Raw genomic sequence first — 24,251 nt, 5'->3', positions numbered from 1 at the left:
TCGCCTAACCCGCGCCAGGAATGTTAGCGTGCTTGGTATCTTCTCCCCGACGAGCCTTGCACGATGAAAAAAACCGTACTTGCCTTCAGCCGTATCACGCCCCAGGTAGTCGAGCGCCTGCAACAGGACTTCGACGTTATCGTGCCGAGCCCGTCCAAGGGCGATATCAACGCACAGTTTAACGAAGCCCTGCCCCACGCCCACGGGCTGATCGGGGTCGGTCGCAAACTCGGGCGCGAGCAACTGCAAGGCGCCGCGAACCTGCAAGTGGTATCGAGCATATCGGTGGGCTACGACAACTATGACCTGGCCTACTTCAATGAGCGCGGGATCATGCTCACCAACACCCCCGACGTGCTCACCGAAAGCACCGCCGACCTGGCCTTCGCCCTGCTGATGAGCAGCGCCCGGCGCGTAGCCGAACTGGACGCCTGGACCAAGGCTGGCCAATGGCAGGCGACAGTTGGCCCGCAACTGTTCGGCAGCGATGTGCATGGCAAGACCCTGGGTATCGTCGGCATGGGCAACATCGGCGCAGCCATTGCCCGGCGTGGCCGGCTGGGCTTCAACATGCCGATCCTCTACAGCGGCAACAGCCGCAAGAGCGAACTGGAAAACCAGTTGGGCGCACAATTTCGCGAGCTGGATCAGTTGCTGGCCGAAGCGGACTTCGTCTGCCTCGTCGTGCCCTTGAGCGAGAAGACCCGCCATCTGATCGGCCAGCGTGAACTGGGCCTGATGAAACCGAGCGCCATCCTGATCAACATTTCCCGTGGCCCGGTGGTGGATGAACCGGCGCTGATCGAAGCCCTGCAGAACAATCGCATCCGCGGTGCCGGGCTGGATGTCTACGAGAAAGAACCGCTGGCCGAATCGCCGCTGTTCAAGTTGAAAAACGCCGTCACCCTGCCCCACATCGGCTCGGCCACCCACGAAACCCGCGCCGCCATGGCCGATCTGGCTGTGGATAACCTGCGCAGTGCCTTGCTGGGCGAGCAACCGAAGCACCTGGTCAACCCGCAAGTCTGGAAGTAATCCGCAATACATACCGTGGCGAGGGAGCAAGCTCCCTCGCCACGGTTATGGCTGGCTCAGCGCGTGCCCAGTGCTCCGTTGACAGGCGCTGGCCGAGGCTTGCGAAACACCAGCACGTTACCCAGCATCACCAACACCAGCCCCACCAATGCCGGCGCCGTCCACAGGTAGCCCTCGACAAACGCCGATACGTTCAACGCCACCACTGGGAACAACACGGTGCAATACGCCGCCCGCTCCGGTCCCATGCGCCCCACCAGCGTCAGATAGGCAGTAAAGCCGATCACCGACCCCGGGATCACTAGGTACAACAGTGAGCCGATGTAGCGCGTGTTCCATTCCATATCGAACGGGATGCCTTTGAATGCGCACCACACCGCCAGCATCGCCGCGCCATAGGCCATGCCCCAGGCATTGGTGGTCAACGGCTTGAGGCCGGCCTTCTGTTGCAGGCTCGACAGCATGTTGCCTGCCGAGAAACACAAGGTCCCCAGCAACGCCAGCGCCAAGCCAAGCAAGGTTTGCGGGCTTGCGCTATGGCCGACCAGCTCCGGCCAGAACAGCAGCGCCAAGCCCAGCAGCCCCAGGGCGCCACCCATCAGCACGTTGCGCGCGATCCGCTGACCGAAGAATACACGGGCATTGAGGGCATTCCAGAGCGTGGCGGTGGAAAACACCACGGCGACCAGCCCACTGGGAATCCACTGGCTGGCGGTCAGAAAGCACATGAAGTTGATGCAGAACAGACACAGGCCCTGGGCAACGCAAATCAAATGGCCGCGCCGGTTCATCACCTGCAAGCGCCGGCTGAGCAAGAGCATCGCAAACAGGATCAGGGCCGCAAGGCCGAAGCGATAGACAATCGACACGGGGATGGCGACGACGCCCAACTGCAGTTTAAGGGCAATCCAGGTGGTGCCCCAGATAAGCACGGTAAGCAGGTACAACGAGAGGTTCATGGTGACGGCTCCTGACAATGACGCTCAGTGTCCCGCTGCCATTGACCCGGCGCTTGCGTAAACTTGCGGTTTTGTCGGCTGACAGGCTGGCAAGGATCGGCCGACGGAGTAGGATGCAAGCGTTGGAGAACCGCTCATGTCCACCCTGCAAACCCTGCAAGTCTTTCAAGCCCTCAACAGCTCGCCCAATGCTCGCCTGGAGCACAGCGCCGAGCTCGGGGACGGCTTGGCGGCCGCTTTGTGGAGCAATCACCACGACGCCCAGGACTACGAGGCGCCAACGCACCATACGCTGTCGTGCTACATCGCTGGCGGCACCGGTACGTTTCGCCGCGAGCGTCCCGACACCACGGGGGCACCGGACAAACTCTGCATCCTGCCGGCCGGGCATGAATCAGCCTGGGTCATCAACGGCGACATTCGCCTCGCCCACCTGTATTTCAGTGCTGAACAATTTGCCCTGGGTTGCGTCACGCTGCTGGACCGCGAGCCCCGACAGGTGCAACTGCACGAGGAAACCTTCCTCGACGACCCGCGACAGGCACAGCGTTTTCGCCAGTTGATCGCGCTGAACTGGGACGAACCCGGTGAACGCCTGCTAACCACTAGCCTGGCCCACGACCTGCTCAATCACCTGCTGCTCAGCCAGGTGGGCCAGCGCCAGGGACTTCGCCTCAAAGGCGGCCTGGCCGCGCATCAACGACGGTTGCTGGTGGATTACGTCGACAGCCACTTGGCCGACGCCATCAGTCTCGGCCAATTGGCGGCGTTGTGTGCGTTGTCCGAATACCACTTCGCGCGAATGTTCCGCGAAAGCTTCGGGCTGCCGCCTCATCAATATGTGCTGGCTAGGCGCTTGACCTGCGCGCGGCATTTGCTGCGCACCACCTCACAACCGCTGGGCGACGTGGCGCTGGCCTGCGGATTTGCCAGCGCCAGCCACTTCACCCATCGTTTCCGCCAAGCCTTGGGCGCGACGCCTGGGGAGTATCGGCAGGCGTTTTTGCGCTAGCGTCGGCTATCGCCATCGCGAGCAAGCTCGCTCCCACAGGAGGGCGCGTCGAATTCGGGAGTTTTTGACCACCCTGGCTCCAGTGTGGGAGCGAGCTTGCTCGCGATGACGGCAGCAAACTCAGCATCACCGGCTCAGCCAACCCCGATAACTGGCCACTCATAAAAACAAAACGGGCCTGCGATCGCAGGCCCGTTTTTCAGTCGCAAGTGAAATGAACAAGATTTCAGCCGTGAAGCGTGGCCCGTTCGTTTTCCAGGAATTCCTCTTCCAGCATCGCATCGGCCAAGGCTACGGATTCACTCGGCTTCTCAATGGCGGCGCGCTTGCCGCGCAGTTTGCCGAACAAATGCTCAAGGGCATTTTCAAGTTTGGTGGCCGCACCTTCGATCGCCAGTTCCAGCGATTCGGCCTTGTGCGTCACGGAAATCGGCTGATGGCCCTTCGGCCGTGCTTCAAGCTGGCAACGCAGGTCATGGGGACCCGGCTTGTCGCCGTTCTCATCGCGCAAATGAACCTCGACCCGTGTCAGGTCCTCTTCGTAACGTTCGAGCGTGCTTTCGATGGTAGTACGTACCCACTCCTCCAGTCGGATGCTGCTTTGAATATGGTTATCGCTGTTGACTTGGATTTGCATAGTTCATCCCTTATTTCAGCTAGCTCGCCGGAGGCCGTCGACGTTGATGCAACGGCCCCTTGAATACAGAGTCGGGCTGGTGGAAGAACAATTCAACCCCTAGAAAAAGATAAATATTCATACGCAAATAAAGCCAGACAACAGGCAAAAGCGCTGTTAATGTCGGGAGTTACCCCTGCCCTGCCTACCCACCGCAAATCGCCTCCCCCTCCCGCACCGTCAACGAACATCCGCGCGTTATTGCCCCGAAACGGGCAGTGGCCACAGCCGCATTCCAGAGCGTTTGACGCTTAGACTCCGGAATCATTGTCCGACAGTTTTTCCGGCATGCCACTTGCTAACTCCCTGTAGGAGCTGCCGCGGGCCGAGATCTTTTGATCTTGAGGCCTGCCTGGCCCCGGAATCTTGAGATGAATACGATCATGGAATGGCCGATGGTCCGGTGTTGCGAACTAATCCCGATCACGGCCGGTCAACAAGTGCACGTTCAATCAGGCGGTGACGCATCATGGACAACCCTTTTCAGATCATTACCGACGCCTTTGCGCCGCAGTATCAAATCAACCTGAGTATCCAGGGCCTGGACGGCAGCATCATGCTGACCTTGTCCAAGAGCGGACGCGTCGTCGCCAAACGCATGATCAGCGCCCAGCAGCGCAACGACCCGGAGCGGCTCAAGCGCCTGGTGCAAAGCATTCAGTTCGGTATCGCCATCGAGCAGGGCCACAGCGCCGTGGCTATTCTCGAAGCCATGACCGGCGGCAACAACATCAAGCTGCCACCACCGCATGCACAGGGACCGGCACCCTCTGCCGCCGGGCTTTAGATTTCTCCTTTCTCCACTTCGGCATGTTCGCTGGAGCCCGCGCCTACCTTACGGTGCGGGTGCTCGATTTTCACCGAAGGGAACTGCGACGAAGCGTAGCGCACCACCAGGATCGAAAACGCCAGCAGCAGGATGCCACCACACAGGTAGATGATCCCCAGGTCTGGCGGGTTGTGATGGGAAACATTGGAGATCAGCAGCCGTGTCAGCGCCGTGATCGCCACGTAGATCAGAAACCGCACCGGCATGTGGTTGGTCTTGAAGTAGATCCCGACCATCGCCCCCAATTCCAGATAGATGAACAGCAGCAGAATGTCATCGATCTTGATGTGTCCTGCTTCGATCATCTGCAAGAATTCCATCACCGCCGCCCATGCGGTCACCGCACCGATGGCGAACAGCGCCAGGTAGTGGAAGGTCTCGACGAACAGGTTTCCCAGGGATTCGGCCAGTTGATGGACGTTCTGGCGCAGGTTCTCGGCCCAGTTGATTTTCACGATGTAGTTTCCTTAGGTCGACTCGACCGGATGATGCGGGTTGGACGTGACGGTTGTTCTGCATGCAGAAAAAAGGCCAGCGACTGAGGGTGAGATGGCGATAGGCTGGTATCTGGCACTTTTGTGAGCTTCATGCGGCTTATCGCGAGCAAGCTTTGCTCCCACACAAGCTTTTACTCCCACACGCCTTGCTCTCACATGCAGAAACCGGTCTACATTAAAAAGCCACTATCCAAAGCAACAGGATTCGCTTATTCTTTTGCCTGTATATAAATACAGTAGTCACAAAGACAACCAATGTGAAGGCATGTGAGGTGGTGAATGGCCGTCGAAGTGGTATACCGCAGCAGCCGAGATCTGGAGCGCTTGTTCATGGATAAAGCCGAAGCTGACCGTCATGACAAAATGCTGGAACTCGCCGAATTGCTGGCAGATGTGTTGCAAAAAGCCGTTCCATCGCTGAGCGAGCAACAGGTCGAGGAAGCCGGGATCTACATGGCGAAGAATCGTGATGTGTTCGCCAAGGCATTCAAGAGCCAGCCGGACGCCTTGTCCGAACTGCTCAATCCGTCGGACGAATGACCAAAAAGATCGCAGCCTTGGGCAGCGCCTACACCGCGTAGGCACTGCCCAAGGCTGCGATCTTTTTCAGTAATAACGACGTGGGTCTGAATCGATCAGGCTGGCCAGCTTGGTCAGGGCGAAACGCAGTTCATCCTGGCTGGTGGGGGACATCAACACCAGCCGTACACACCGGGTGGTCCCCGAGCGCTCAGCCTGGAACTGGGTGCCGCTGAGCACCAATACGCCGTTGGCCCGGGCGAGCATGGTGAACTCGTCGCTGGTCCACGGCTCCGGCAACGTCAACCAGACGTGATAGGAATATGGCTGGGTCTTGAGCTCGAAATTGGCAAAGATTTCCCGCGCGATCGCTTGTCGCCCCGCCGCCTCGTTGCGCTGGATGCGAATCAGTTTCTTGTCCAGGCCTTCGGTAATCACATTGCTGGCCAACTGCGCGGTCAATGGCGACGGCATCCAGACACTGCTGCGCACCATCGAGGTCAGGCGCGACAGCAGTTTCGGCGGGCTGTAGATATAACCGACGCGAAGCGCCGGCATGACCGATTTCGACAGGCTGGTCAGGTACACCGAACGGTCCGGCGCAAAGGCCGACAGTGGCTTGATCGCCGGATCGGTGGCCAGGAAGCCATAGATATCATCGTCCAGGATGATGAAGTCGAATTCTTCGGCAAGCGCGGCGATCTGAGCCCGACGTTTCTGCGACATGATCGCCGCCGTCGGGTTCTGGCAGGTCGCCACGCAGACCAGCATTGCTGGCTTCTCTCGCAAACACAGTTCGCGCAACGCTTCGGGAATGATGCCTTCGTCATCCATCGGCACGCCACGCAGGCGACGCTCAAGGCCGTGGGCCAGGGAAATGATGCCCGGGTAGCAAAGCGCTTCGCAGAGCACCAGGTCACCGGCGTTGGTCAGGGCGCTCATCGCAACCATCAAGCCATGCTGGGCCCCTGCCGTAATCACCACTTGCTGCCATTGCGCGTCGGGCAATGAATGACGCAACCATTGTGCCCCTGCCTCGCGATGCGCCGGGTGACCGCCATCCGGCGCGTAATCCAGTGCGCGCGCGAAATCGGTGCTCTTGGCCATGCCCACCAGTGCGCCGCGCAACCAGTACTCCAGGGTTTCGCTGTAGGGCTTGATGATCGAAAGATCGAGCAGTTCGGATTGACCCAGGTTCAGGGGCGCGGCGGCACTGTTGCTGGCCGGCAGCTCCAGCTGCTTCTGGTTGAGCACGTAGGTGCCACGCCCCACTTCCCCCTGCACCAACCGACGCCGATGAGCTTCGCTATAGGCCCGGCTGATGGTGCCCGGCGTGACATTCAAGGTGGTGGCCAGCTCCCGCAAGGTCGGCAGGCGATCGCCCTCGTTCAGCACACCGTTGTTGATATCGCGCGCCAATGCATCGGCAATCGACAAATACATCGGTTGGCTGAACTCGCTTAGCTGGGGAACCCACATGAATGATCACTGCCCATCGTAGAAATGATGAATATCCGAGCATATCACATGGAGGTTAGGCAACTAATAATTCGACACAAATGACACATTGAATCGATTGATACGATTATTGAATCGTTTCTCAATGCGACCTGAAGAAATTTTTACAATAAATAATAGTATTTAAAATCAAATAGTTAATGCATAAAAATCGCAAAAACAGCCCGCCGCGACAGAAAAATATTTCGTAACACTCCTGCCTCCTATTGAATCAACTCAATTCATTCAAATACACTGATCTCGAATCGAAGCAATCGACTCAATCATTCACTGCGCGCTCCTGTCGCGCCAAGTCGAGACATCATGGACACATTCAGAAAGGATCTATCTCTGTCGGCGATCATCGCAGGCTTCATCGCCGTGATCATTTCCTACGCCGGCCCGCTCATCATCGTGTTCCAGGCAGCCAAGGAAGCGCACCTGCCCAACGACGTGGTGTCTTCATGGATCTGGGCCATTTCCATTGGCAGTGGGATTACCGGCCTGATCCTGAGCTGGCGCCTGCGTGTTCCGGTCATCACCGCGTGGTCGACACCGGGTGCAGCGTTGCTGGTGTCGATGCTGCCCACCGTGACCCTGCCCCAGGCCATCGGTGCCTATGTGGTGGCGTCGGTGATCATCGCGCTGGTCGGCCTGTCCGGTGCGTTCGACAAACTGATGAGCCGCCTGCCCAAGGCCATTGCCGCTGCCATGCTCGCCGGCATCCTGTTCCGCTTCGGCGCCGAGCTGTTCACGTCGATCAAGCTGCAGCCGGCGCTGGTGTTGGCGATGATCGCGGCGTATCTGATCTTCAAGCGCTTTTCGCCACGCTACGCGATCCTGTCGGTGCTGATCGTCGGTTGCGCGGTGGCCGCCGCGTTCGGTGAACTCAACAGCACCTCGATCACCATCGCCGTGGCCCAGCCGGTCTTCATCGCCCCTGAATGGAGCTGGCACGCAATCATCAACATCGGCCTGCCATTGGCGCTGGTGACCTTGACCGGCCAGTACGTGCCAGGCATGGCGGTGTTGCGCACCTCGGGCTACAACACGCCAGCACGCTCGATCATTTCGGTCACCGCGATTGGCTCGATCCTGATGGCCCCGTTCGGTTCACACGGTTTGAACCTGGCGGCCATTACCGCAGCGATCTGCACCGGCCGCGAAGCCCACGAAGACCGCGACAAACGCTACATGGCCGGGATCGCCTGCGGGGTGTTCTACATTCTGATGGGGACCTTCGGCGCCACCCTGGCCTCGGTGTTCTCCGCATTGCCGAAAGAATTGATCGCCTCCCTCGCCGGCCTTGCCTTGTTTGGCGCGATCAGTGCCGGGCTGACCGGCGCCATGGCTGACGAGAAACAACGCGAAGCTGCACTGATCACCTTCCTGGTGACGGCTTCGGGCATGAGTTTCCTCGGCCTGGCCGCCGCGTTCTGGGGCTTGATCTTCGGCCTCGTGGCGCACTTCGTGCTGACCTATACCCGCGAACGCAAAGCCGCCGTTATCGCCGAGGGCAGCCGACCATGACCGCTCGTTACGACTTCATTGTGGTGGGTGGCGGCATCGCCGGCGTGTCTGTCGCTTATGAATTGGCAGCCCATGGCAGCGTCTGCCTGCTCGAACAGGAACAGCAACTGGCCTATCACACCACGGGGCGTTCAGCCGCGATCTCGATGGAAAGCTACGGCAACCAACAGATCCGTTCACTGACCTGCGCGTCCCGACGCTTTTTCGAGAACCCGCCCGAGGGCCTGGCCGAGCATCCGCTATGGTCGCCCCGGGGCGCGCTGATCGTGGCCCAGGCAGCACGGGTGGACAAACTCAAAGCGCGTTTCAGTGCTGTCTTGGGGCAAGTGCCCACGGCCGAGCTGCTCGACGACAAGCAGGTGCAAGAGCTAGTCCCCTACCTCGCCGAAGGCGCCTGGAGCGCCGGGATCTACGAGCCCAGCGCCTTCGATCTGGATGTGCACGGTATTCACGGCGCCTACCTCGGTGGGCTGCGTGCCCGCGGTGGTGTGGTCAAGCGCGAGACCGAAGTGCTGCGTGGCGAATATCGCGACGGGCACTGGCGCTTGCACACCCAGGACGGCCAGCAATTGCAGGCCGCCATCGTGGTCAACGCCGCCGGTGCCTGGGCCGATGAGTTCGCCGAGCGCTGCGGCGTGCCCAAGGTCGGTGTCCGACCGTTACGGCGCACCGTGCTGGCGGTCGATCCACAGTGCGACGTACATCACACGCCCTACCTGGGCACGGTCGACGAGGATATTTTCATCAAGCCTGAAGCCGGGCGGCTGATCGTCTCTCCCTGCGATGAAAGCCCTTCGTTACCCTGCGACGCGCTGCCGGAAGAACTTGATCTGGCCATCACCATGGATCGCCTGCAAAACACCACGCGCCTGCGCCCGCGCTCGATCATCAACAAATGGGCGGGGCTGCGAACCTTCGTCGCCGACCGCTCGCCGGTGCTCGGCCAGGACCCGCAGCAAGAGAGTTTTATCTGGCTCGCCGCCCTCGGTGGCTACGGCATCCAGGCCGCGCCCGCCATTGCACGTTTGTGCAGCCATGCGGCGCTGGGCATCGCCATGCCGGACGACCTGGCGGCGCTGCAACTCAACTACCAGCATTTTTCTCCAGCCCGTTGCCGCGACGAGGAGTTTTCCAGCCTGGCCGTCAAGCAGGTTGCCGATTTGCACTAACCCCCATCCACTTAACAAGGAACGTCACTATGCAAACCACCGCTCAAATCCAGCCCGCCGCCAAACCTTTCCTGGGCGAAGAGAACGTCATTTTCACCGACAAGGCGCCACTGCCACTGGGTACCTATTCCCAGGGCATCAAGGTCAGTCACGGGCAGACCATCTACCTGTCGGCACAGACCCCGGTCTCGGCGCTGAACAACGAAGTGCTGGCCAAGGATTTCGAAGGCCAATTGCGCCAGACCCTCGACAACCTGGTGCAAATGGCCGAAGCGGCAGGTGGCACCCTGGCGAACGTGGTCAAGGTCACGGCGTTCATCACTGACCTGAGTGAGTTCCCGACCCTCAACCGCGTCATGGAAGAGTATTTCACCAAACCCTACCCGGCCCGCACCACCGCCGGCGCCAGTGCTCTGGCACGCAACACCCTGGTTGCCATCGACGCCATCATGGTGATCTGAAACACCTTCTGTCAGCGGAGTGCCCGTCGGTCCGGTGAGCCGGACCGACGTTGGCAAGGAAAGCACCAGCACAGCGCACTTTCAGAGGGTGACCATGAAAAATTCGTACAGAGAGTATGTATTGCAGTGCCTGGTTTGCGATCGAAGCTACCAGCCCCATGAGGTCAGTTATTACTGCCCTCATTGCAAAGTCGATGGTGCCCTGGACGCGCTTTACGATTACCCGACACTCAAGCGCGAATGGTCCCGGGACAGCCTGGCCCCTGACCACGCCCGTGGCATGTGGCGCTACGACCGCTTGATGCCGTTGAACTCGACGCAGTTCATTCCACCGTTACTGGTGGGCAACACGCCGCTGTACTCGCGCCCGGAATTGCTCGGCAAAGGCGCCCGGATCAAAGTCTTCGTAAAAGACGAATCGCGGCAACCGACCGGGTCGTTGAAGGATCGCGCCAGCGCCCTGGCGGTGGCCCACGCGATGCAATCCGGCGCGCGGACTGTGGCGGTTGCCAGCACCGGCAATGCCGCTTCGGCATTGGCCGGGATGAGCGCCAGCCTGGGCTTGCACAACGTCATCTACCTGCCCAAGAGCGCGCCCCGCGAAAAGCTCGCGCAGATGCAGGGCTACGGCGCCGAGATCGTACTGGTCGATGGGCAATATGACGAAGCCTTCGAACAATGCCTCAACGCCTGCGAAGAGCACGGCTGGTACAACCGCACCACCGGGATCAACTCCTACATGAGCGAAGGCAAGAAAACCGTCGCCTTCGAGATGTGCGAACAACTCAACTGGCAGGTGCCGGACCTGGTGTTCGTGCCCGTCGGCAACGGCTGCATCCTGGGCTCGGTCTACAAAGGCTTTTTCGACTTGCTGCAATTGGGCTGGATCGAACGCATCCCACGTCTGATCGGCGTGCAGGCCGAGCACAGCAACTTCATGTACCGCGCCTGGTGCAACGACCGTTCGATGCAGAAAACCGAACGCCGGCCCCCCACCAGCCTGGCCAGCAGCATCAATGTGGCGCTGCCGCGAGATCGCCTCAAGGCCATGCGTGCGGTCACCGCCAGCGGCGGTGAGTTCATCTGTGTCAGCGACCCGAGCATTGTCGCCGCCGCGTCGAGATTGGCCGCCAGCACTGGCGTGTTTCCAGAAGCCGGCGCTGCCAGTGCCTTCGCCGGTCTGCTCAAGTACGCCGAAACACACCCCGACACACCGCAGACCGCCGTAATCCTGATCACCGGCAGCGGTTTGAAAGACACCTCCATTTTTCTATCCGACTCGACCAAAAACCAGCCACGGGTGTTGCCGCACCACGTAACTGCGCCGCTGGCCGAAGCGCTTATCTAAGGAATCGCACCATGAGCCTGCAAAATTTCGACCCCGCCATTGCCCGCCTGATCGACCGCGAGCGCAACCGCCAGGAAACCCACCTGGAGCTGATCGCTTCGGAAAACTATGTCAGCGAGGAAGTGCTCCAGGCCCAGGGTTCCGTGCTCACCAACAAATACGCCGAAGGCTATCCGGGCAAGCGGTACTACGGCGGCTGCAAGGTCGTCGATGAAATCGAGAACCTGGCCATCGAACGCGCTCGCAAGTTGTTCAACTGCGAATACGTCAACGTGCAGCCGCACTCCGGTTCCCAGGCCAACCAGGCGGTTTTCCTGGCGGTACTTGAACCCGGCGACACCATTCTGGGCATGTCCCTGGCCCATGGCGGCCACCTGACCCACGGTGCCTCGGTGAATTTTTCCGGCAAGATCTACCGGGCATTTTCCTATGGCCTGGACACGGAAACCGAAACCCTCGACTACGAAGAAATGGAAGCCCTGGCCAGGGAACACCGGCCGAAGATGATCATCGCCGGGGCCTCGGCCTATTCGCGGACCATCGACTTCCAGCGCTTTCGCAAGATCTGCGATGAAATCGGCGCCTACCTGATGGTGGACATGGCGCACTACGCCGGGTTGATCGCTGCCGGTGTGTACCCGTCGCCGGTTGGCATCGCCGACTTCATCACCTCCACTACCCACAAGACCCTGCGCGGCCCGCGCGGCGGTCTGATCCTGGCCAAGGCGCAATATGCCGCCCTGCTCGACAAGACGATTTTCCCGGTGTACCAGGGCGGCCCGCTGATGCACGTCATCGCTGCCAAGGCCGTGGCATTCAACGAAGCCTTGGGCGACGGGTTCAAGCATTACCAGCAACGGGTGATCGACAACGCCCGCGTCATGGCCGACGTCCTGACCCGACGCGGCTTGCGGGTGGTGTCCGGCGGTACCGATTGCCACATGTTCCTGCTCGATCTGCGCTCGATGAACATCACCGGCAAAGACGCCGAGGCGCTGCTGGAAAGTGCCCACATCACACTGAACAAAAACGCGATCCCCAACGATCCGCAGAAACCGGCCATCACCAGCGGCATTCGCATCGGCACCCCAGCGCTGACCACACGCGGATTTGGCGAAGCGGAATGTGCCGAAGTGGCGAACCTGATCGCCGACCTGCTGGAGCAACCGGACAACGCAGCGCGCCTGGATAACACCCGGCGCCGGGTGATGCATCTGTGCGAATGCTTTCCGGTGTATCTGTTGAGGTAATTAGAGGCGAGCACAACTGTGGGAGCGAGCTTGCTCGCGATAGCGCTGTAACAGTCGATGAAGACATCGAATGTACGGCCCCAATCGCGAGCAAGCTCGCTCCCACAATTGTATTTTCAGCGGTACAACAAACGCTCCGCCAGCTCATCGGCCACCCGGGCCGGTGAGCGCTTCTCCGCCTGGGCGTGGGCGAAGACTTCCGTGAGCCGGGCACCGATCTTCGACAAATGCGCGGTGATCGTCGACAGCTCTTCGCCACGATGCTTCAGCGCGACGTAGATCAGGCCACCGGAGTTGATCACATAGTCCGGCGCATAGAGAATTCCACGTCTTTCCAACTGGTCGGCCACTTGCAGGTTGCTCAACTGATTATGGGCCGAACCGGCAACGGCCGAGCAGCGCAGTTGCGCCACGCTTTGGCTGTTGAGCACCCCACCCAGGCCGCAAGGCGCAAGGATGTCGCAGGGCGTACTGAGCAATGCTTCGTTGGCGATCGGATGAGCCCCCAACTGCTCCATCGCCAATTGCACCTTGCCAGGGTCGATGTCGCTGACAAGCAGTTCAGCACCCGCGGCGTGCAGTTGTTCGGCCAGGGCATAACCGACATTGCCCAGGCCCTGGATCGCCACCCGCAGGCTTTCGAGGTTATCGCTGCCCAGGCGCGCCATGGCGGTGGCACGGATGCCGGCAAAAACCCCCATTGCCGCGTGGGGCGCGGGGTCCCCCGAGGCGGTGGTGCTGGTGACATGGCGAGTCTGCTGGGCGATGCAATCCATGTCGGCCACCGACGTGCCGCTGTCGATGGCCGTGATATAGCGCCCGTCCAACTGCTCGATACAGCGACCAAAAGCTTCGAACAACGCAGCCCGACTCTCGACATGGGCCGGGCGCATGATCACCGCCACCCCGCCGCCCACGGGCAGGCCGGCCAGCGCTGCCTTGTAGCTCATGCCTTGGGCCAGGCGCACGGCATCTGCCACGGCACTTTCGTCGTCGGGGTAGGCAAGATAACGACAGCCTCCCAGGGCGGGCCCGGGACGGCTGCAATGAATGGCAATCACCGCCTTCAACCCGGTCGTCGGGTCTACGCTTAGATGCAGCGATTCAAGGCGGGAGCTTTGCATGAGAGCAAACATCGTAAGGCTCCCGAATCACTTTTGTTTGTTTGGCCAGTATAGGCGTGCAGTCGAAATTTGCTGGAGCACGCAGGAATAAGTCGCCAGGGTGATCAGTCTTTTTCGGCATAACCTGTTTCAGCCTCTGTCCGAGACTGGACGAAAATCCACGACGGGGCTAAAACGGGAGCATAGCCCGGAGAGTTCGATGAAACCGCGCCAAGCCTTTTTTGATTGTCTGCACCGCTCGCCGCCGGCGCTGTTCGAAGCGGCGCTGTGGATCGCTGCCGAACATGATCGCGAGGTCGACGTACCGGCCTTGCTGAAGGATTTCAAGGCGCTGCAACAGCGAGTCAGCCATGGCCTGCCGATGCTGCCTGTCAGTGAACTGGGCCAGCCCTTGCTGCGACGGCTCAATGACTTGGGCTTCGCCCAGGACGACTTCACGCCTCTGCGACCACAAGCGGCGTTGCTGGACAAAGTCCTGGCGCGCAAACGCGGGCAACCCCTGGCCCTCGGCCTGATTGCCCTGGAACTGGCCCGAGGCCTGGAAATTCCGATGGTCGGTGTCAATTTCCCCGGGCATTTCCTGTTGAAGGTGCCCGGCGCCGATCACCTGCTCGATCCGTGCGGTGGCCGCCGGTTGTACCCCAATGACTGCCGGGAACTGCTACAGCGCCAATACGGCGCGAACATGCAGCTCAAGGCTGAACATCTGGTCAACGCCGAGCCGATGCAGATGCTGCAGCGCCTGTCGCGCAACCTGCGTCAACTGCATCTGGCGAACGACGATTACATCGCGGCCTTGATCGACGCCGAACGGGTGCTGGAACTGGGCAACGCCAGCGCCGCCGACTACCTGGCCCGCGCCAGCCTGTATCAGCGACTCGATTGCCCCAACGCCGAACGCTTCGACCTGGAGCATGCCCTGATGCTCAGCGACGATCCGATCCAACGCATCCGGCTGACCGAGCGGCTGGGGCATTTGCCACCGAATTCGGTTGTGCATTGAGCTGTCGTGGGGCTGTACATCTTGGTCGACTGTTAAATCGCCATCGCGAGCAAGCTCGCTCCCACAGTTAATCGTAGTGAACTCAGGTTTTGTGTTCACCGCAGATCCAGTGTGGGAGCGAGCTTGCTCGCGATGGCGATGGAACAGCCAACATCAAGATCAGTTAGGTGTATCGGGCTGCTTCGCCGGATGCGCCTGCTGGAACGCCGCATGCCCAGCCGCCAACGCCGCAACACGACGGATCCGCGGATACGCCAGCAACGAGATATTGAACCGCTCAGCCGCGTACAACTGCGGGATCAGGTACACATCCGCCAGGCCCGGCTCTGCACCGAAGCAATAGCCATCATCGCCAATCAACTGCTCCACCGCCGCCAAGCCCTGGCTGATCCAGTGCCCGATCCACTCCGTCACCTGCGTTTCATCGTGCCCCCACTCCCGCAGTTTGTTGAGCACGCTGACGTTGTGCAGGGGGTGAATATCGCAACCGATCAGCGCGGCGACGCCACGCTCATGGGCGCGCACCGTCAGGTCGGCGCTGAGCAGCGGCACCTGTGGATAACGTTCCTCCAAGTATTCGATGATGGCAGGCGATTGCACCAGCAGCGCGCCCTCATCGGTGCGCAGCGCCGGCACCCGGCCCTGGGGATTGATCGCCAGGTAGGTGGGTTGGCGATGCGCGCCCCCCGCCGGTGCGATCAGGTTGACCGGCAGGGCCTGGTATTGCAGCCCCTTGAGCGCCAACGCAATGCGCACCCGATAGGACGAGGTGGAGCGGTAGTAGGTATAGAGTTCCATGCCCTGCCCCTCAGCGCGCCGACAGGATCTTGCCCCGGCACTCGCCGAAGCCGATAGACGCGAAACCCTCGCGGCGGCAACGGGCCCGCAAGATGATTTCGTCACCGTCCTCAAGGAAGCGGCGCACTTCGCCAGACGCCAGCTCGATCGGTTTTTTGCCGCCCTCGGTGATTTCCAGCAGGCTGCCGAACTGATGGTTTTCAGGTCCCGACAGGGTGCCCGAGCCAAACAGGTCGCCGGCCTGCAACTGGCAACCGTTGACGCTGTGGTGCGCAACCATTTGCGCCACGGTCCAGTACATGTACTGGGTGTTGCTCAGGGTCAGGCGCTGGGCTGACAGGTTTTGCTCGCCCATCGCCTCGGTCAGCAACAGCACCTCCAATTCGATGTCGAAGGCACCGCCGGCCTGGTCACGCGTGTCCAGCAGATACGGCAGCGGTTGCGGATCGCCTTCCGGGCGTGCCGGTTGCGGGCGACGGAACGGTTCCAGGGCCTCGGCGGTCACCACCCATGGCGAAATACTGGTCAGGAAACTCTTCGACAGAAAGGGCCCCAAGGGCTGGTATTCCCACGCCTGGATATCCCGGGCCGACCAGTCGTTGAGCAGGCAGAACCCGCCAATGTGTTCAGCGGCATCACCGATGAGGATCGGCTCGCCCAGGGCATTGCCCTTGCCAATCCAGATGCCCAGTTCCAGTTCATAGTCCAGCCGCGCACACGGGCCGAAGGTCGGCTCGGTCTGGCCGGCCGGCAGGGTCTGGCCCTTGGGACGGCGCACGTCGGTGCCGGACGGGCGAATGGTCGAGGCGCGGCCGTGGTAACCGATGGGGACGTATTTGTAGTTGGGCAGCAACGGATTGTCGGGGCGGAACAACTTGCCGACATTCTGCGCGTGTTCGATACCGACGTAGAAGTCGGTGTAGTCGTTGATTCTGGCCGGCAGGTGCATCTGGCAGTCGGCGGCAAGGAGCAGCAGCTTCGCCTCCAAGGCTTCGACCTTGTCGCGCAGCGGGCTATCTTCGCGCAACAGTTCCAGCAGTCGTTCACGCAGGGCAACCCGGGCGCTGCGACCCAGGTCGAAAAACCCATTCAACTGGCCGTCAGCCATGGCTTCGACGGCTTGTTGCACCGCGCCCTCGAACAAGCCCGCCTGCAGCGCCGCCTGCAGATCGAAAATCCGCTCGCCAATCGCCACGCCGCTGCGCAAGGCACCGCCATCGACGCTGAAAATACCCAATGGCAGGTTCTGCAACGGGAAATCGGCGTGGCCGTTGGCGCTGGCGACCCAGCTACGGGCAGGGGAAAGTTGAGTCATGGGTTATCTCCGGGTCGGGTCGAACGTGACAGGCAGCGAGGCCCAACATGCATCGTAGTCGGTTTGCAGTTGCGGGCAGTCCAGGGCGAAACGGCTTGGACGCAACACTTGGCTGGTCTCGAACATGAAGGCCATGGTGTTGTCGATTTTCGCCGGCTGAAGCTCAGCGTTGATCGCCTTGGTGCAGGTTTCGCCGTCCGGGCCATGGGCACTCATGCAACTGTGCAAGGAGGCGCCGCCCGGCAGGAAACCTTCGGCCTTGGCATCGTAGGCGCCCTGGATCAGGCCCATGAATTCGTTCATCAAGTTGCGGTGGAACCACGGCGGCCGGAAGGTGTTTTCCGCCACCATCCAGCGTGGCGGAAAAATCACGAAGTCGAGGTTGGCCAGGCCGTGGACGCTGGTGGGTGAGGTCAACACGGTAAAAATCGACGGATCCGGGTGGTCGAAGCTGACCGTGCCGATGGTGTTGAAGCGGCGCAGATCATATTTATACGGCACGTTGTTGCCGTGCCAGGCCACCACGTCGAGGGGCGAATGATCCAGCTCGCAACCCCACAACTCACCGAGGAATTTCTGCACCAGCGGGGTCGGTTGCGCGAGGTTCTCGTAATGGGCGACCGGCGTCAGGAAGTCCCGCGGGTTCGCCAGGCCATTGCTGCCGATGGGCCCCAGATCCGGCAGGCGCAGCGGCGCGCCATGGTTTTCGGCGAGGTAACCACGGGCCTGCGGGTCGAGCAGCTCAACGCGAAACTTCAGGCCCCGAGGCAGCACGGCGATTTCCAGCGGTGCCAGTTCCAGCACGCCCAACTCGGTGGCGATCCGCAGCCGCCCCAGTTGCGGCACGATCAGCCATTCACCGTCGGCATTGAAAAATACCCGCTCCATGGAGCGGTTGGCCCGGTACTGATAAAGGCTGATGCCGGCCGGTTTGTCCGCACCGGCATTGGCCGCCATGCACACCAGCCCGTCGATGAAATCGGTGGGTTCGGCGGGAATCTCCAGCGGGCTCCAACGCAGGCGATTGGGCGTGACTTCGCCCAATGGGCCGCCCGCCAATTGCCGTTCCAGCTTGGTGAAGGCCGGGTGATTGGCCGAGGGCCGGATGCGGTACATCCAGGTACGCCGCGCTTCGTTGCGGGCCATGGTGAATGCGGTGCCGGAGAACAACTCGGCATAGAGACCGTACGGGGCTTTCTGTGGCGAGTTCTGGCCGACCGGTAATGCGCCGGGCAATGCTTCGCTGGCGAATTCGTTACCGAAGCCTGCCTGGTAGACCAGGTCCGACACTGGGGAATCGAGGTTCATGGAGCCTCCTGGAATGCGGCCCGTCACTCAGTGGAGTGATTGAGGCGCACCGGGTTATTTTTATCGTAATTCAATTACGCATAACGTAATTTGCTCGACAGCGACCGTCAAGCTATAAAGACGCCCATTCGCCTCTGGACCCTGCGCCTCCATGGAAACCCCGCTCAGCAACGGTAAACAGAAAGTCCGCTCGGCCGAAGTCGGCACCGACATCCTCAAGGCCTTGGCCGAACTGTCGCCCTCCACGTCGCTGTCGCGGCTGGCCGAACACGTGCAAATGCCAGCGAGCAAGGTTCATCGGTATCTGCAGGCCTTGATCGCCAGCGGGTTTGCCGAGCAGAACGCCGCCACCAACCACTATGGCCTGGGCCGCGAGGCCCTGCGCGTAGGCCTGGCAGCGCTCAACGGCATGGACGTGCTGCAAGTGGCTGCCCTGCCCTTGTCCGAGTTGCGCGACGATTTGAACGAAACCTGCTTCCTGGCGGTATGGGGCAACCATGGCGCGACCGTGGTGCGTATCGAACCCGCCGTGCGAGCCGTGACGGTGGTGACGCAACTGGGCTCGGTATTGCCGCTGCTCAGTTCGTCCACGGGGCTGGTGTTCAGCGCCTATCTGCCGGAGCGCGAGACCATCGGCTTGCGCGAGCAGGAAGTACAAGGCAGCGAGCACCACGCCCTCGCCGACGACCGCGCTTATGCCGCGTTGTGCGAGCAAATTCGCAGCCGCGGCCTGCACCATGTGCATGGCTTGCTGATGCCGGGCGTGGACGCCTTGTCCGCCCCAGTGTTCAATGCGGTCGGCGAGGTGAAGGCGGTGATGACCATCGTCGGTCCGACCTCACTGTTCCACGCCGACGAAAACGGCCCGGCGGCGCAACGCCTGTTGGCGGCGACCCGGGCCGTGAGTTGGCGGATGGGGTATGAAGCGGCTCCGGGATCAGCGCAGGAAATCCGGGACAATCCTGATCAGTAGTTCATTGAGATGAGCGGGGGCCAGTCGCGGATGGCGATGACGCTCTTCGCCACTGAAGGCGACCCTGTAGATGCCCTGATGGTCGCCCTTGGAGTGGTAGGGAATATCATTATGGTGGAAATGGTCCAGTAGATAGTCAATCAGTGGTTCAGAAGAAGACACCATCCATTCTCCGGAGTCATGGGGCACAAAACTGGTGACATGGACTTTATCCAGGTCGACGCCGGGCAGATGAACTTTCAAGGCAGCATGAACGTCCATGGCATCCACGGGCATAATGGACCGCTTGGATAAATCCATTGAAGGTTTTTCTGCCAGACTTGTAACGATATCCACGACAATTTTTTCAAAAGCGATTAAATCCAGGGCCTTGACCCGATCTTCCGTGGCAAAGGAATAACGCTTGCTGAACACATTACTGACGGCTTGCGTGTAATTGGGCAATCGCTGTTTTACAACGCAGGCCAGCGTTTCATCGAACAGGGTTTCAGAAGAACCCACTTCGGGATTCGGAAAGTCTGCCAAGGTATTCAAGTAGGTATTCAATGGGTTGACACCCAAGCCTTCCAGATAACCGCCCAATAGCACTTTCACCGCGAAATCCACACGCGTGTTCTTCAGCGCGCGAAATTTTTCGGAATAAGAAGAAAATAACTGAGTATTCATAAACGTCCTTGTCATGTCAGGGGGCCCGAACTTCCTGTTCGGTCCGTCCATTCAGTTATACCCCAGCCGCCCCCCTTATTGTAAAAAGGCAAAATGTAAGCGTTTTCGTGTTCTTTCCGTGTCGGCCACATTAGCCGCCGTGCCGTGGACGTGATGAACCCGTCCCGGCTGGTGGGGTACCAGCCGCTTACTGGTATGGCGCGCTGGCGCCCTAAACGTAAACTAGGTGTTCGACGCCGCGAACACACGCAGCCGATGACCATCCGGATCAAGAACGACAAACGTATACCCGAAATCCATATCTACCGGTGTTTGTATAACGGTTAACCCCCTGGCCATCCATGCTTGATAGGTCGAGTCAACAACGGCTTTTTCCGCGACAGAGAACGCCACTTCGCCTGCCACCCCAATGCAGGCTACGCGTGGTTCGACGGTGTGCTTGGACCAAAGCCCCAACATGAACCCTGAGTCTAAAGCGAACATGGCAAACGTGGCCGAAGCCTCTACAGGCGCGCTGCCCAATAAGTCGGCATAGAAGCTCGCGCTGGTTTCTGGGCTGTCTACATACAAAATGAAGAAGTTGGGCTTGATCATTTGGGTGCTCTTAACGATGGATGAAAGTGGCGCTATCAGCACGATGCTTGCTAGCGCCTTCTATCCTACGTACGCCACTACCCATTTCTGTCAGCAGTCATCGCCTATTGAGGAGTGAGCCCCTCCTGAAGACGCCAAGCCTTCAACAGTGCTTGGCGTCGGCGCGGATATCTCTCCTGGGCGACATTGAAAGTGCTAATCCGGTCACTGCGAAAGTGACGAAAACCACCACGCAGCTCGCACCAGGCCACCAGCACGCGTGCATCATCAAAATAACCCAGTGCGAATGGCCAGATTGTTCGGCAGGATTTCTCGCCCTGCTGATCCTTGTAGGTGACTTGCGCTTTCAGTTCTTCCCTGATCGCCTTTCGAATAAGCGGCTGCACGATGTCTGCTGGCAAGGGCGAGGCGCTAGGCCCGATGAGTAGCGCAGTAGCGTCTAGCTCGTCCCTCAAGCCTGATGGTAGGACAGCAGCAATTTTATCAAGGGCATTACGTGCAGCCTGACCCAAACGCTCATCCGCACGCCTAGCTACCCAGCGCGAGCCCAACACGAGGGCCTCTATCTCGTCTTCTGAAAACATCAGTGGCGGGAGCATAAACCCGGGACGCAACACAAAACCAAGCCCTGCGACGCCTTCAATGCTTGCGCCTTGTTCCTTTAAGGTATCAATGTCCCTATAGAGGGTGCGGAGGGTGATGCCAAGTTCACGGGCCAGCACTGCTCCAGCAACAGGAAAACGGTGGCGACGTAAAATCTGGATCAAGGTCAAGAGACGTTGCGAGCGAGACATTGAGGAGAGTTCAAAAAGGCAATGCTCGATAGAGTTCCATATCAAGGGGGGCACTACAACCACCGGCGCTGATACAGGCAGCGATGCCCTAAGTCATCATGCCCATGACTTTAGCTTTTGCTACCGCTTGAGTACGCCGTTGCACCCCCAACTTGCTATGTATCCGCCGTGAATGGGTTTTTACGGTATGCAACGATATGAACAACCGTTCGGCAATTTGCTGATTGGAATAGCCCTGTGCAATCAACTCCAGCACTTGCAGTTCACGGTGACTGAGTAACGGTTCTTCGATCGCCAGCACCGTCGTCCCCTCGACTTGCTCCGCCGTTTGTACCCAACGCAAGAGCTCGGGCTGGCGCAAGCGCAACTCACACAAAGCTTGCTGGGCCCGCCAGCAGGCGACTCGCGCAAGCCCCTCCTGCAGCATCGTCCGGGCCTGGGCACGATCACCGGATAACCAGACAACCTCCGTCAGAACCAGATGCAGCTCGGCTTCCAAGCTGTGCATTTCACTGTCCCGTGCCTGGGCGATCATTGCTCTGAGTTGAGTTTGCGGATCGTGTGCCCGCTGCAGGTAGAACTCGGCCAACACCAGCAGGTATTCAAGTCGCGCAATCAACTCCAGGGTCGCGGGCGGCGCGTATTTAGCCTGCGGTCCGCGAAAATGGCGCAAGACGCGGGTCAAGGCTTCATGGGCCAGTTCCGCCCGCCCCTGTTGCAGCCAGAACTGACAGCTGGTTTGCAACAACACACCACGGTAAACGGTGTCGGGGATGTGCCGCTGCTGCATGATCCGCTCGGCATCGCGCAGTTGCATGAAGGCCTCGCCATAGTCGCCCTGGTTGGCAGCCAGGCTGGCCTTGCCGAGAAAGCCATAGAGCACCTGTTTGTCCAGGCTGTGCAGGCCCGTTTCCAGACCCGCTTGAAACTGCTCGGCAGCGCGTTCTTCAAACCCCATGCGCAATGCCAGGCGCCCGCGCCGCAGGGCAATACGCCCCAACAACGGGGAAAAGTCCTGGCCTGGTTTATCCAGCAGCGCCTGGACGGCGACCAGCAGATGATCGGCCCGATGAGGCGCGCCGCGTTGCTCCAGGATTTGGGCGTGGTCCAGTTCCAGCAATCCTTCGAATACCAGCGAACCTTGCGCACGCGCCAGGCACAGTGCCTGGCGGTTGATCCGATGGGCAGAAGCCAGTTCGCCTGCAAGCAACGCCTGCTGCGTGAGCCCACCCAGGCACAGTACCTGTTGGGCCCAGGCTTCGGGGTCAAGGCTGGCCTGGGCCTGGAGAAAGTGCTCACGCGCCTGTTCTCCATCGCCCGAGAGGTGCAGCAACCAGCCTTGCAAGACCTGCCACCTGGCCAGCACCTGTCGCTGCCGGCAGGCCGAAGGCTGCGGCAGGAACCTGGCCAGTTGCTCAATGCACGTCGACGCCTGGTCGAAGCGTCCGGCAAACAACAGCGCAGCGGTGACCAACCCCACCGATTGCGGCGTACCGAGGGTCAGCACTTCGCCTTGTTGATCGTGCAGGCCCAACAACAGCACCACGTTGCGACGCTGCAAGACGTGCTCGAAGCTCAGATGCTGCAAGAAACTGACGGCGGTCTCGAACTCCTCAGCCAACATGGCTTGCTCGAACGCCATTTGCCAGTCCTGCTCGGCAGCAAACCACTGACAGGCCCGTCGATGCCAGGAACGCCCCTGCGGCCAGGGCTCTTCACGTACCAGCCGGGCCAGGGCCGGAAAAATCTGCAACCAGTCCGACGTCTGCTCCCATGGCTCGATGAAACATCCCAGGTCCAGCAGCAAGGGCAGGCATTGCACCCCTACAGTGTCGCCGAACAGGTGCTCGCATAGCCGGGCATTGAAGCGCGGCAGATGCGCCAGAACACGCCAGGCCTGCGCCAGATCCGGGGTCAGCGTGCTGAACAGTTCGTACTCCAGGTAGTCGACCAAGGTCCCTGGCCGTCCCGGCGTTGCATGACTGCGCGCCCATTCGCAACGCTCCAGCAGCGTGATGCGCACCCCGGCACACCAGCCGCCACTGCGCTGGATCACCTCGCGGGCAGTGCGGGCAGCCTGGGGACCGGGCAGATGACGCAGCCATGGCAGGACATCGTCAGCGGTGAAGAACAACGCCTGCGCATCGAACTCGTGCAGCTCGTCATCGAGCAACAGCCGCGGCCAGTTGCAGTGGGGACGGCGGCGGCCATTGAGCCACAGGTGCAAGGCCGGACTGCTGGTGTTCAACAGACGGTCGAGCAACTGGTCCAGTTCGGGATTCGACACCCGGCAGTAATCATCCAGGAACAACCACGTGGGCGTCTGCAAACGCGCCAGGTGGGCCAGCAGCCCCGCTTCATCGAGCATGGGCAGCCCGAGGACCTCGGCCAGGCGCTCGCACATTTGCATCGCGCTCAACGCCGCGCCCCCCAGCGGCAACCAATGCAGCCGACACCCGGCGGGAGCCTGCAGGAAGCACTCGGCGAACAACGCACTCTTGCCACTGCCCGCTGGCGCGCAGAGCAGTTTTACCCGCGCTTGGGAAGTCAGCAGCGGCTCGCTCAGGGATCGCCGCGGCACGTGCGTCGAAGACAGGCGAGGCAACAACCCTGGACGGTCCGGACACGGGGTCATGGCGGTCATGTGTGCAGATCCTGTTTATTGTTATCTCACCACCCTAGTCCTGTGTCGCCGAGCTTTGGAGAAGTATTCAGCACGCTGATTAGCGCCCATAAAAAAACGACCGGCAGGGGCGCTGCCGGTCATCATGATTTCCTCCAGCCAGGCACAACCGTGTCAGGAGAGGATTGACTGTGGGAGCAAGGCTTGCCCGCGACGGTCGCGCTGCGGTCTAAGCGCAACCGCGTCATCGTTCATCGCGGGCAAGCCTTGC

At 60.5% G+C, this 24,251-nt stretch carries 23 protein-coding genes; 11 read left to right on the top strand and 12 right to left on the bottom strand.

Features of this window, described 5'->3' with window-relative positions; genetic code table 11:
- Positions 1-63: 63 nt before the first annotated feature.
- Positions 64-1,035: a 2-hydroxyacid dehydrogenase gene (locus KI237_RS05110; RefSeq protein ID WP_212799062.1), complete on the top strand. Its 972-nt coding sequence runs from the start codon at positions 64-66 to the stop codon at positions 1,033-1,035.
- A 56-nt stretch (positions 1,036-1,091) separates the two neighbouring features.
- On the opposite strand, the gene KI237_RS05105 is transcribed toward KI237_RS05110, so the two are convergent.
- Positions 1,092-1,994 carry a DMT family transporter gene (locus KI237_RS05105; protein WP_212799061.1) on the bottom strand — a complete coding sequence of 301 codons (903 nt, stop codon included), beginning with the start codon at positions 1,992-1,994 and terminating at the stop codon, positions 1,092-1,094.
- Between the two features lie 136 nt (positions 1,995-2,130).
- Between KI237_RS05105 and KI237_RS05100 the strand changes: the two genes are divergently transcribed.
- Entirely contained in the window at positions 2,131-3,006 is an 876-nt protein-coding gene (locus tag KI237_RS05100) for a helix-turn-helix domain-containing protein (protein WP_212799060.1), read from the top strand.
- A 226-nt stretch (positions 3,007-3,232) separates the two neighbouring features.
- On the opposite strand, the gene KI237_RS05095 is transcribed toward KI237_RS05100, so the two are convergent.
- Positions 3,233-3,643 carry an HPF/RaiA family ribosome-associated protein gene (locus KI237_RS05095; protein WP_212799059.1) on the bottom strand — a complete coding sequence of 137 codons (411 nt, stop codon included), beginning with the start codon at positions 3,641-3,643 and terminating at the stop codon, positions 3,233-3,235.
- A 508-nt stretch (positions 3,644-4,151) separates the two neighbouring features.
- Between KI237_RS05095 and KI237_RS05090 the strand changes: the two genes are divergently transcribed.
- Positions 4,152-4,469: a DUF3509 domain-containing protein gene (locus tag KI237_RS05090; protein WP_212799058.1), complete on the top strand. Its 318-nt coding sequence runs from the start codon at positions 4,152-4,154 to the stop codon at positions 4,467-4,469.
- Here the strand turns inward: KI237_RS05090 and KI237_RS05085 are convergent.
- The gene (locus KI237_RS05085) at positions 4,466-4,966 is read right to left on the bottom strand and encodes a phosphate-starvation-inducible protein PsiE (protein ID WP_212799057.1); all 501 of its coding nucleotides are present in this window, start codon (positions 4,964-4,966) and stop codon (positions 4,466-4,468) included. The genes KI237_RS05090 and KI237_RS05085 overlap by 4 nt on opposite strands.
- 321 nt (positions 4,967-5,287) lie before the next feature.
- Between KI237_RS05085 and KI237_RS05080 the strand changes: the two genes are divergently transcribed.
- Positions 5,288-5,548, top strand: coding sequence for a YebG family protein (locus tag KI237_RS05080; protein ID WP_212799056.1), 261 nt, complete (start codon positions 5,288-5,290; stop codon positions 5,546-5,548).
- A 66-nt stretch (positions 5,549-5,614) separates the two neighbouring features.
- Here the strand turns inward: KI237_RS05080 and KI237_RS05075 are convergent, their stop codons facing one another.
- On the bottom strand, positions 5,615-7,006 hold the full coding sequence (locus tag KI237_RS05075) for an aminotransferase-like domain-containing protein (protein ID WP_212799055.1): 1,392 nt from the start codon (positions 7,004-7,006) through the stop codon (positions 5,615-5,617).
- Between the two features lie 342 nt (positions 7,007-7,348).
- On the opposite strand from KI237_RS05075, the gene KI237_RS05070 reads away from it, so the two are divergent.
- The 5 genes from KI237_RS05070 to glyA all read left to right on the top strand — a co-directional run bounded on the left by KI237_RS05070 (position 7,349) and on the right by glyA (position 12,782).
- The gene (locus KI237_RS05070) at positions 7,349-8,554 is read left to right on the top strand and encodes a benzoate/H(+) symporter BenE family transporter (RefSeq protein WP_212799054.1); all 1,206 of its coding nucleotides are present in this window, start codon (positions 7,349-7,351) and stop codon (positions 8,552-8,554) included.
- The gene (locus KI237_RS05065; RefSeq protein WP_212799053.1) at positions 8,551-9,723 is read left to right on the top strand and encodes an NAD(P)/FAD-dependent oxidoreductase; all 1,173 of its coding nucleotides are present in this window, start codon (positions 8,551-8,553) and stop codon (positions 9,721-9,723) included. The genes KI237_RS05070 and KI237_RS05065 overlap by 4 nt, the downstream gene beginning before the upstream one ends.
- A 29-nt stretch (positions 9,724-9,752) precedes the next feature.
- Positions 9,753-10,184 carry a Rid family detoxifying hydrolase gene (locus tag KI237_RS05060; protein WP_003205417.1) on the top strand — a complete coding sequence of 144 codons (432 nt, stop codon included), beginning with the start codon at positions 9,753-9,755 and terminating at the stop codon, positions 10,182-10,184.
- Between the two features lie 94 nt (positions 10,185-10,278).
- Complete coding sequence (thrC, locus tag KI237_RS05055) at positions 10,279-11,532, top strand: threonine synthase (protein ID WP_212799052.1); 1,254 nt, start codon at positions 10,279-10,281, stop codon at positions 11,530-11,532.
- Between the two features lie 11 nt (positions 11,533-11,543).
- The gene (gene glyA, locus KI237_RS05050) at positions 11,544-12,782 is read left to right on the top strand and encodes a serine hydroxymethyltransferase (RefSeq protein ID WP_212799051.1); all 1,239 of its coding nucleotides are present in this window, start codon (positions 11,544-11,546) and stop codon (positions 12,780-12,782) included.
- A 116-nt stretch (positions 12,783-12,898) separates the two neighbouring features.
- Here the strand turns inward: glyA and KI237_RS05045 are convergent, their stop codons facing one another.
- Entirely contained in the window at positions 12,899-13,918 is a 1,020-nt protein-coding gene (locus tag KI237_RS05045; RefSeq protein ID WP_212799050.1) for a Glu/Leu/Phe/Val dehydrogenase family protein, read from the bottom strand.
- A gap of 187 nt (positions 13,919-14,105) precedes the next feature.
- Here KI237_RS05045 and KI237_RS05040 point away from each other — a divergent pair, with 187 nt between their 5' ends.
- Entirely contained in the window at positions 14,106-14,909 is an 804-nt protein-coding gene (locus tag KI237_RS05040) for a SirB1 family protein (protein WP_212799049.1), read from the top strand.
- 159 nt (positions 14,910-15,068) lie between these two features.
- Here KI237_RS05040 and maiA read toward each other — a convergent pair whose 3' ends face one another.
- Genes maiA through hmgA form a run of 3 tightly spaced genes read right to left on the bottom strand, consistent with a single transcriptional unit; the run spans position 15,069 to position 18,330 of the window.
- On the bottom strand, positions 15,069-15,707 hold the full coding sequence (gene maiA / locus KI237_RS05035; RefSeq protein WP_212799048.1) for a maleylacetoacetate isomerase: 639 nt from the start codon (positions 15,705-15,707) through the stop codon (positions 15,069-15,071).
- A 10-nt stretch (positions 15,708-15,717) separates the two neighbouring features.
- The gene (gene fahA / locus KI237_RS05030; protein ID WP_212799047.1) at positions 15,718-17,022 is read right to left on the bottom strand and encodes a fumarylacetoacetase; all 1,305 of its coding nucleotides are present in this window, start codon (positions 17,020-17,022) and stop codon (positions 15,718-15,720) included.
- Positions 17,023-17,025: 3 nt separating this feature from the next.
- Positions 17,026-18,330, bottom strand: a complete 1,305-nt coding sequence (hmgA, locus tag KI237_RS05025) for a homogentisate 1,2-dioxygenase (RefSeq protein ID WP_212799046.1) — start codon at positions 18,328-18,330, stop codon at positions 17,026-17,028.
- Between the two features lie 151 nt (positions 18,331-18,481).
- On the opposite strand from hmgA, the gene KI237_RS05020 reads away from it, so the two are divergent.
- Entirely contained in the window at positions 18,482-19,303 is an 822-nt protein-coding gene (locus KI237_RS05020; RefSeq protein WP_212799045.1) for an IclR family transcriptional regulator, read from the top strand.
- On the opposite strand, the gene KI237_RS05015 is transcribed toward KI237_RS05020, so the two are convergent.
- The 4 genes from KI237_RS05015 to KI237_RS05000 form a co-directional block, all read right to left on the bottom strand.
- Positions 19,268-19,969 (bottom strand): hypothetical protein, encoded by a 702-nt coding sequence (locus tag KI237_RS05015; RefSeq protein ID WP_212799044.1) that lies wholly within the window; start codon positions 19,967-19,969, stop codon positions 19,268-19,270. The two genes, KI237_RS05020 and KI237_RS05015, sit on opposite strands and share 36 nt — an antisense overlap.
- 222 nt (positions 19,970-20,191) lie before the next feature.
- The gene (locus tag KI237_RS05010) at positions 20,192-20,563 is read right to left on the bottom strand and encodes a VOC family protein (RefSeq protein WP_212799043.1); all 372 of its coding nucleotides are present in this window, start codon (positions 20,561-20,563) and stop codon (positions 20,192-20,194) included.
- A 104-nt stretch (positions 20,564-20,667) separates the two neighbouring features.
- Positions 20,668-21,357, bottom strand: coding sequence for a helix-turn-helix transcriptional regulator (locus KI237_RS05005; RefSeq protein WP_212800554.1), 690 nt, complete (start codon positions 21,355-21,357; stop codon positions 20,668-20,670).
- Positions 21,358-21,445: 88 nt separating this feature from the next.
- On the bottom strand, positions 21,446-24,001 hold the full coding sequence (locus tag KI237_RS05000; RefSeq protein ID WP_212799042.1) for a helix-turn-helix transcriptional regulator: 2,556 nt from the start codon (positions 23,999-24,001) through the stop codon (positions 21,446-21,448).
- Positions 24,002-24,251: the final 250 nt, after the last annotated feature.

Origin of the sequence: Pseudomonas sp. St316, assembly GCF_018325905.1 — a bacterium.
In the GTDB taxonomy this organism is placed as follows: domain Bacteria; phylum Pseudomonadota; class Gammaproteobacteria; order Pseudomonadales; family Pseudomonadaceae; genus Aquipseudomonas.
Note: the sequence above shows the minus strand (reverse complement) of the source record. Positions and strands in the feature narration are given on the sequence as shown.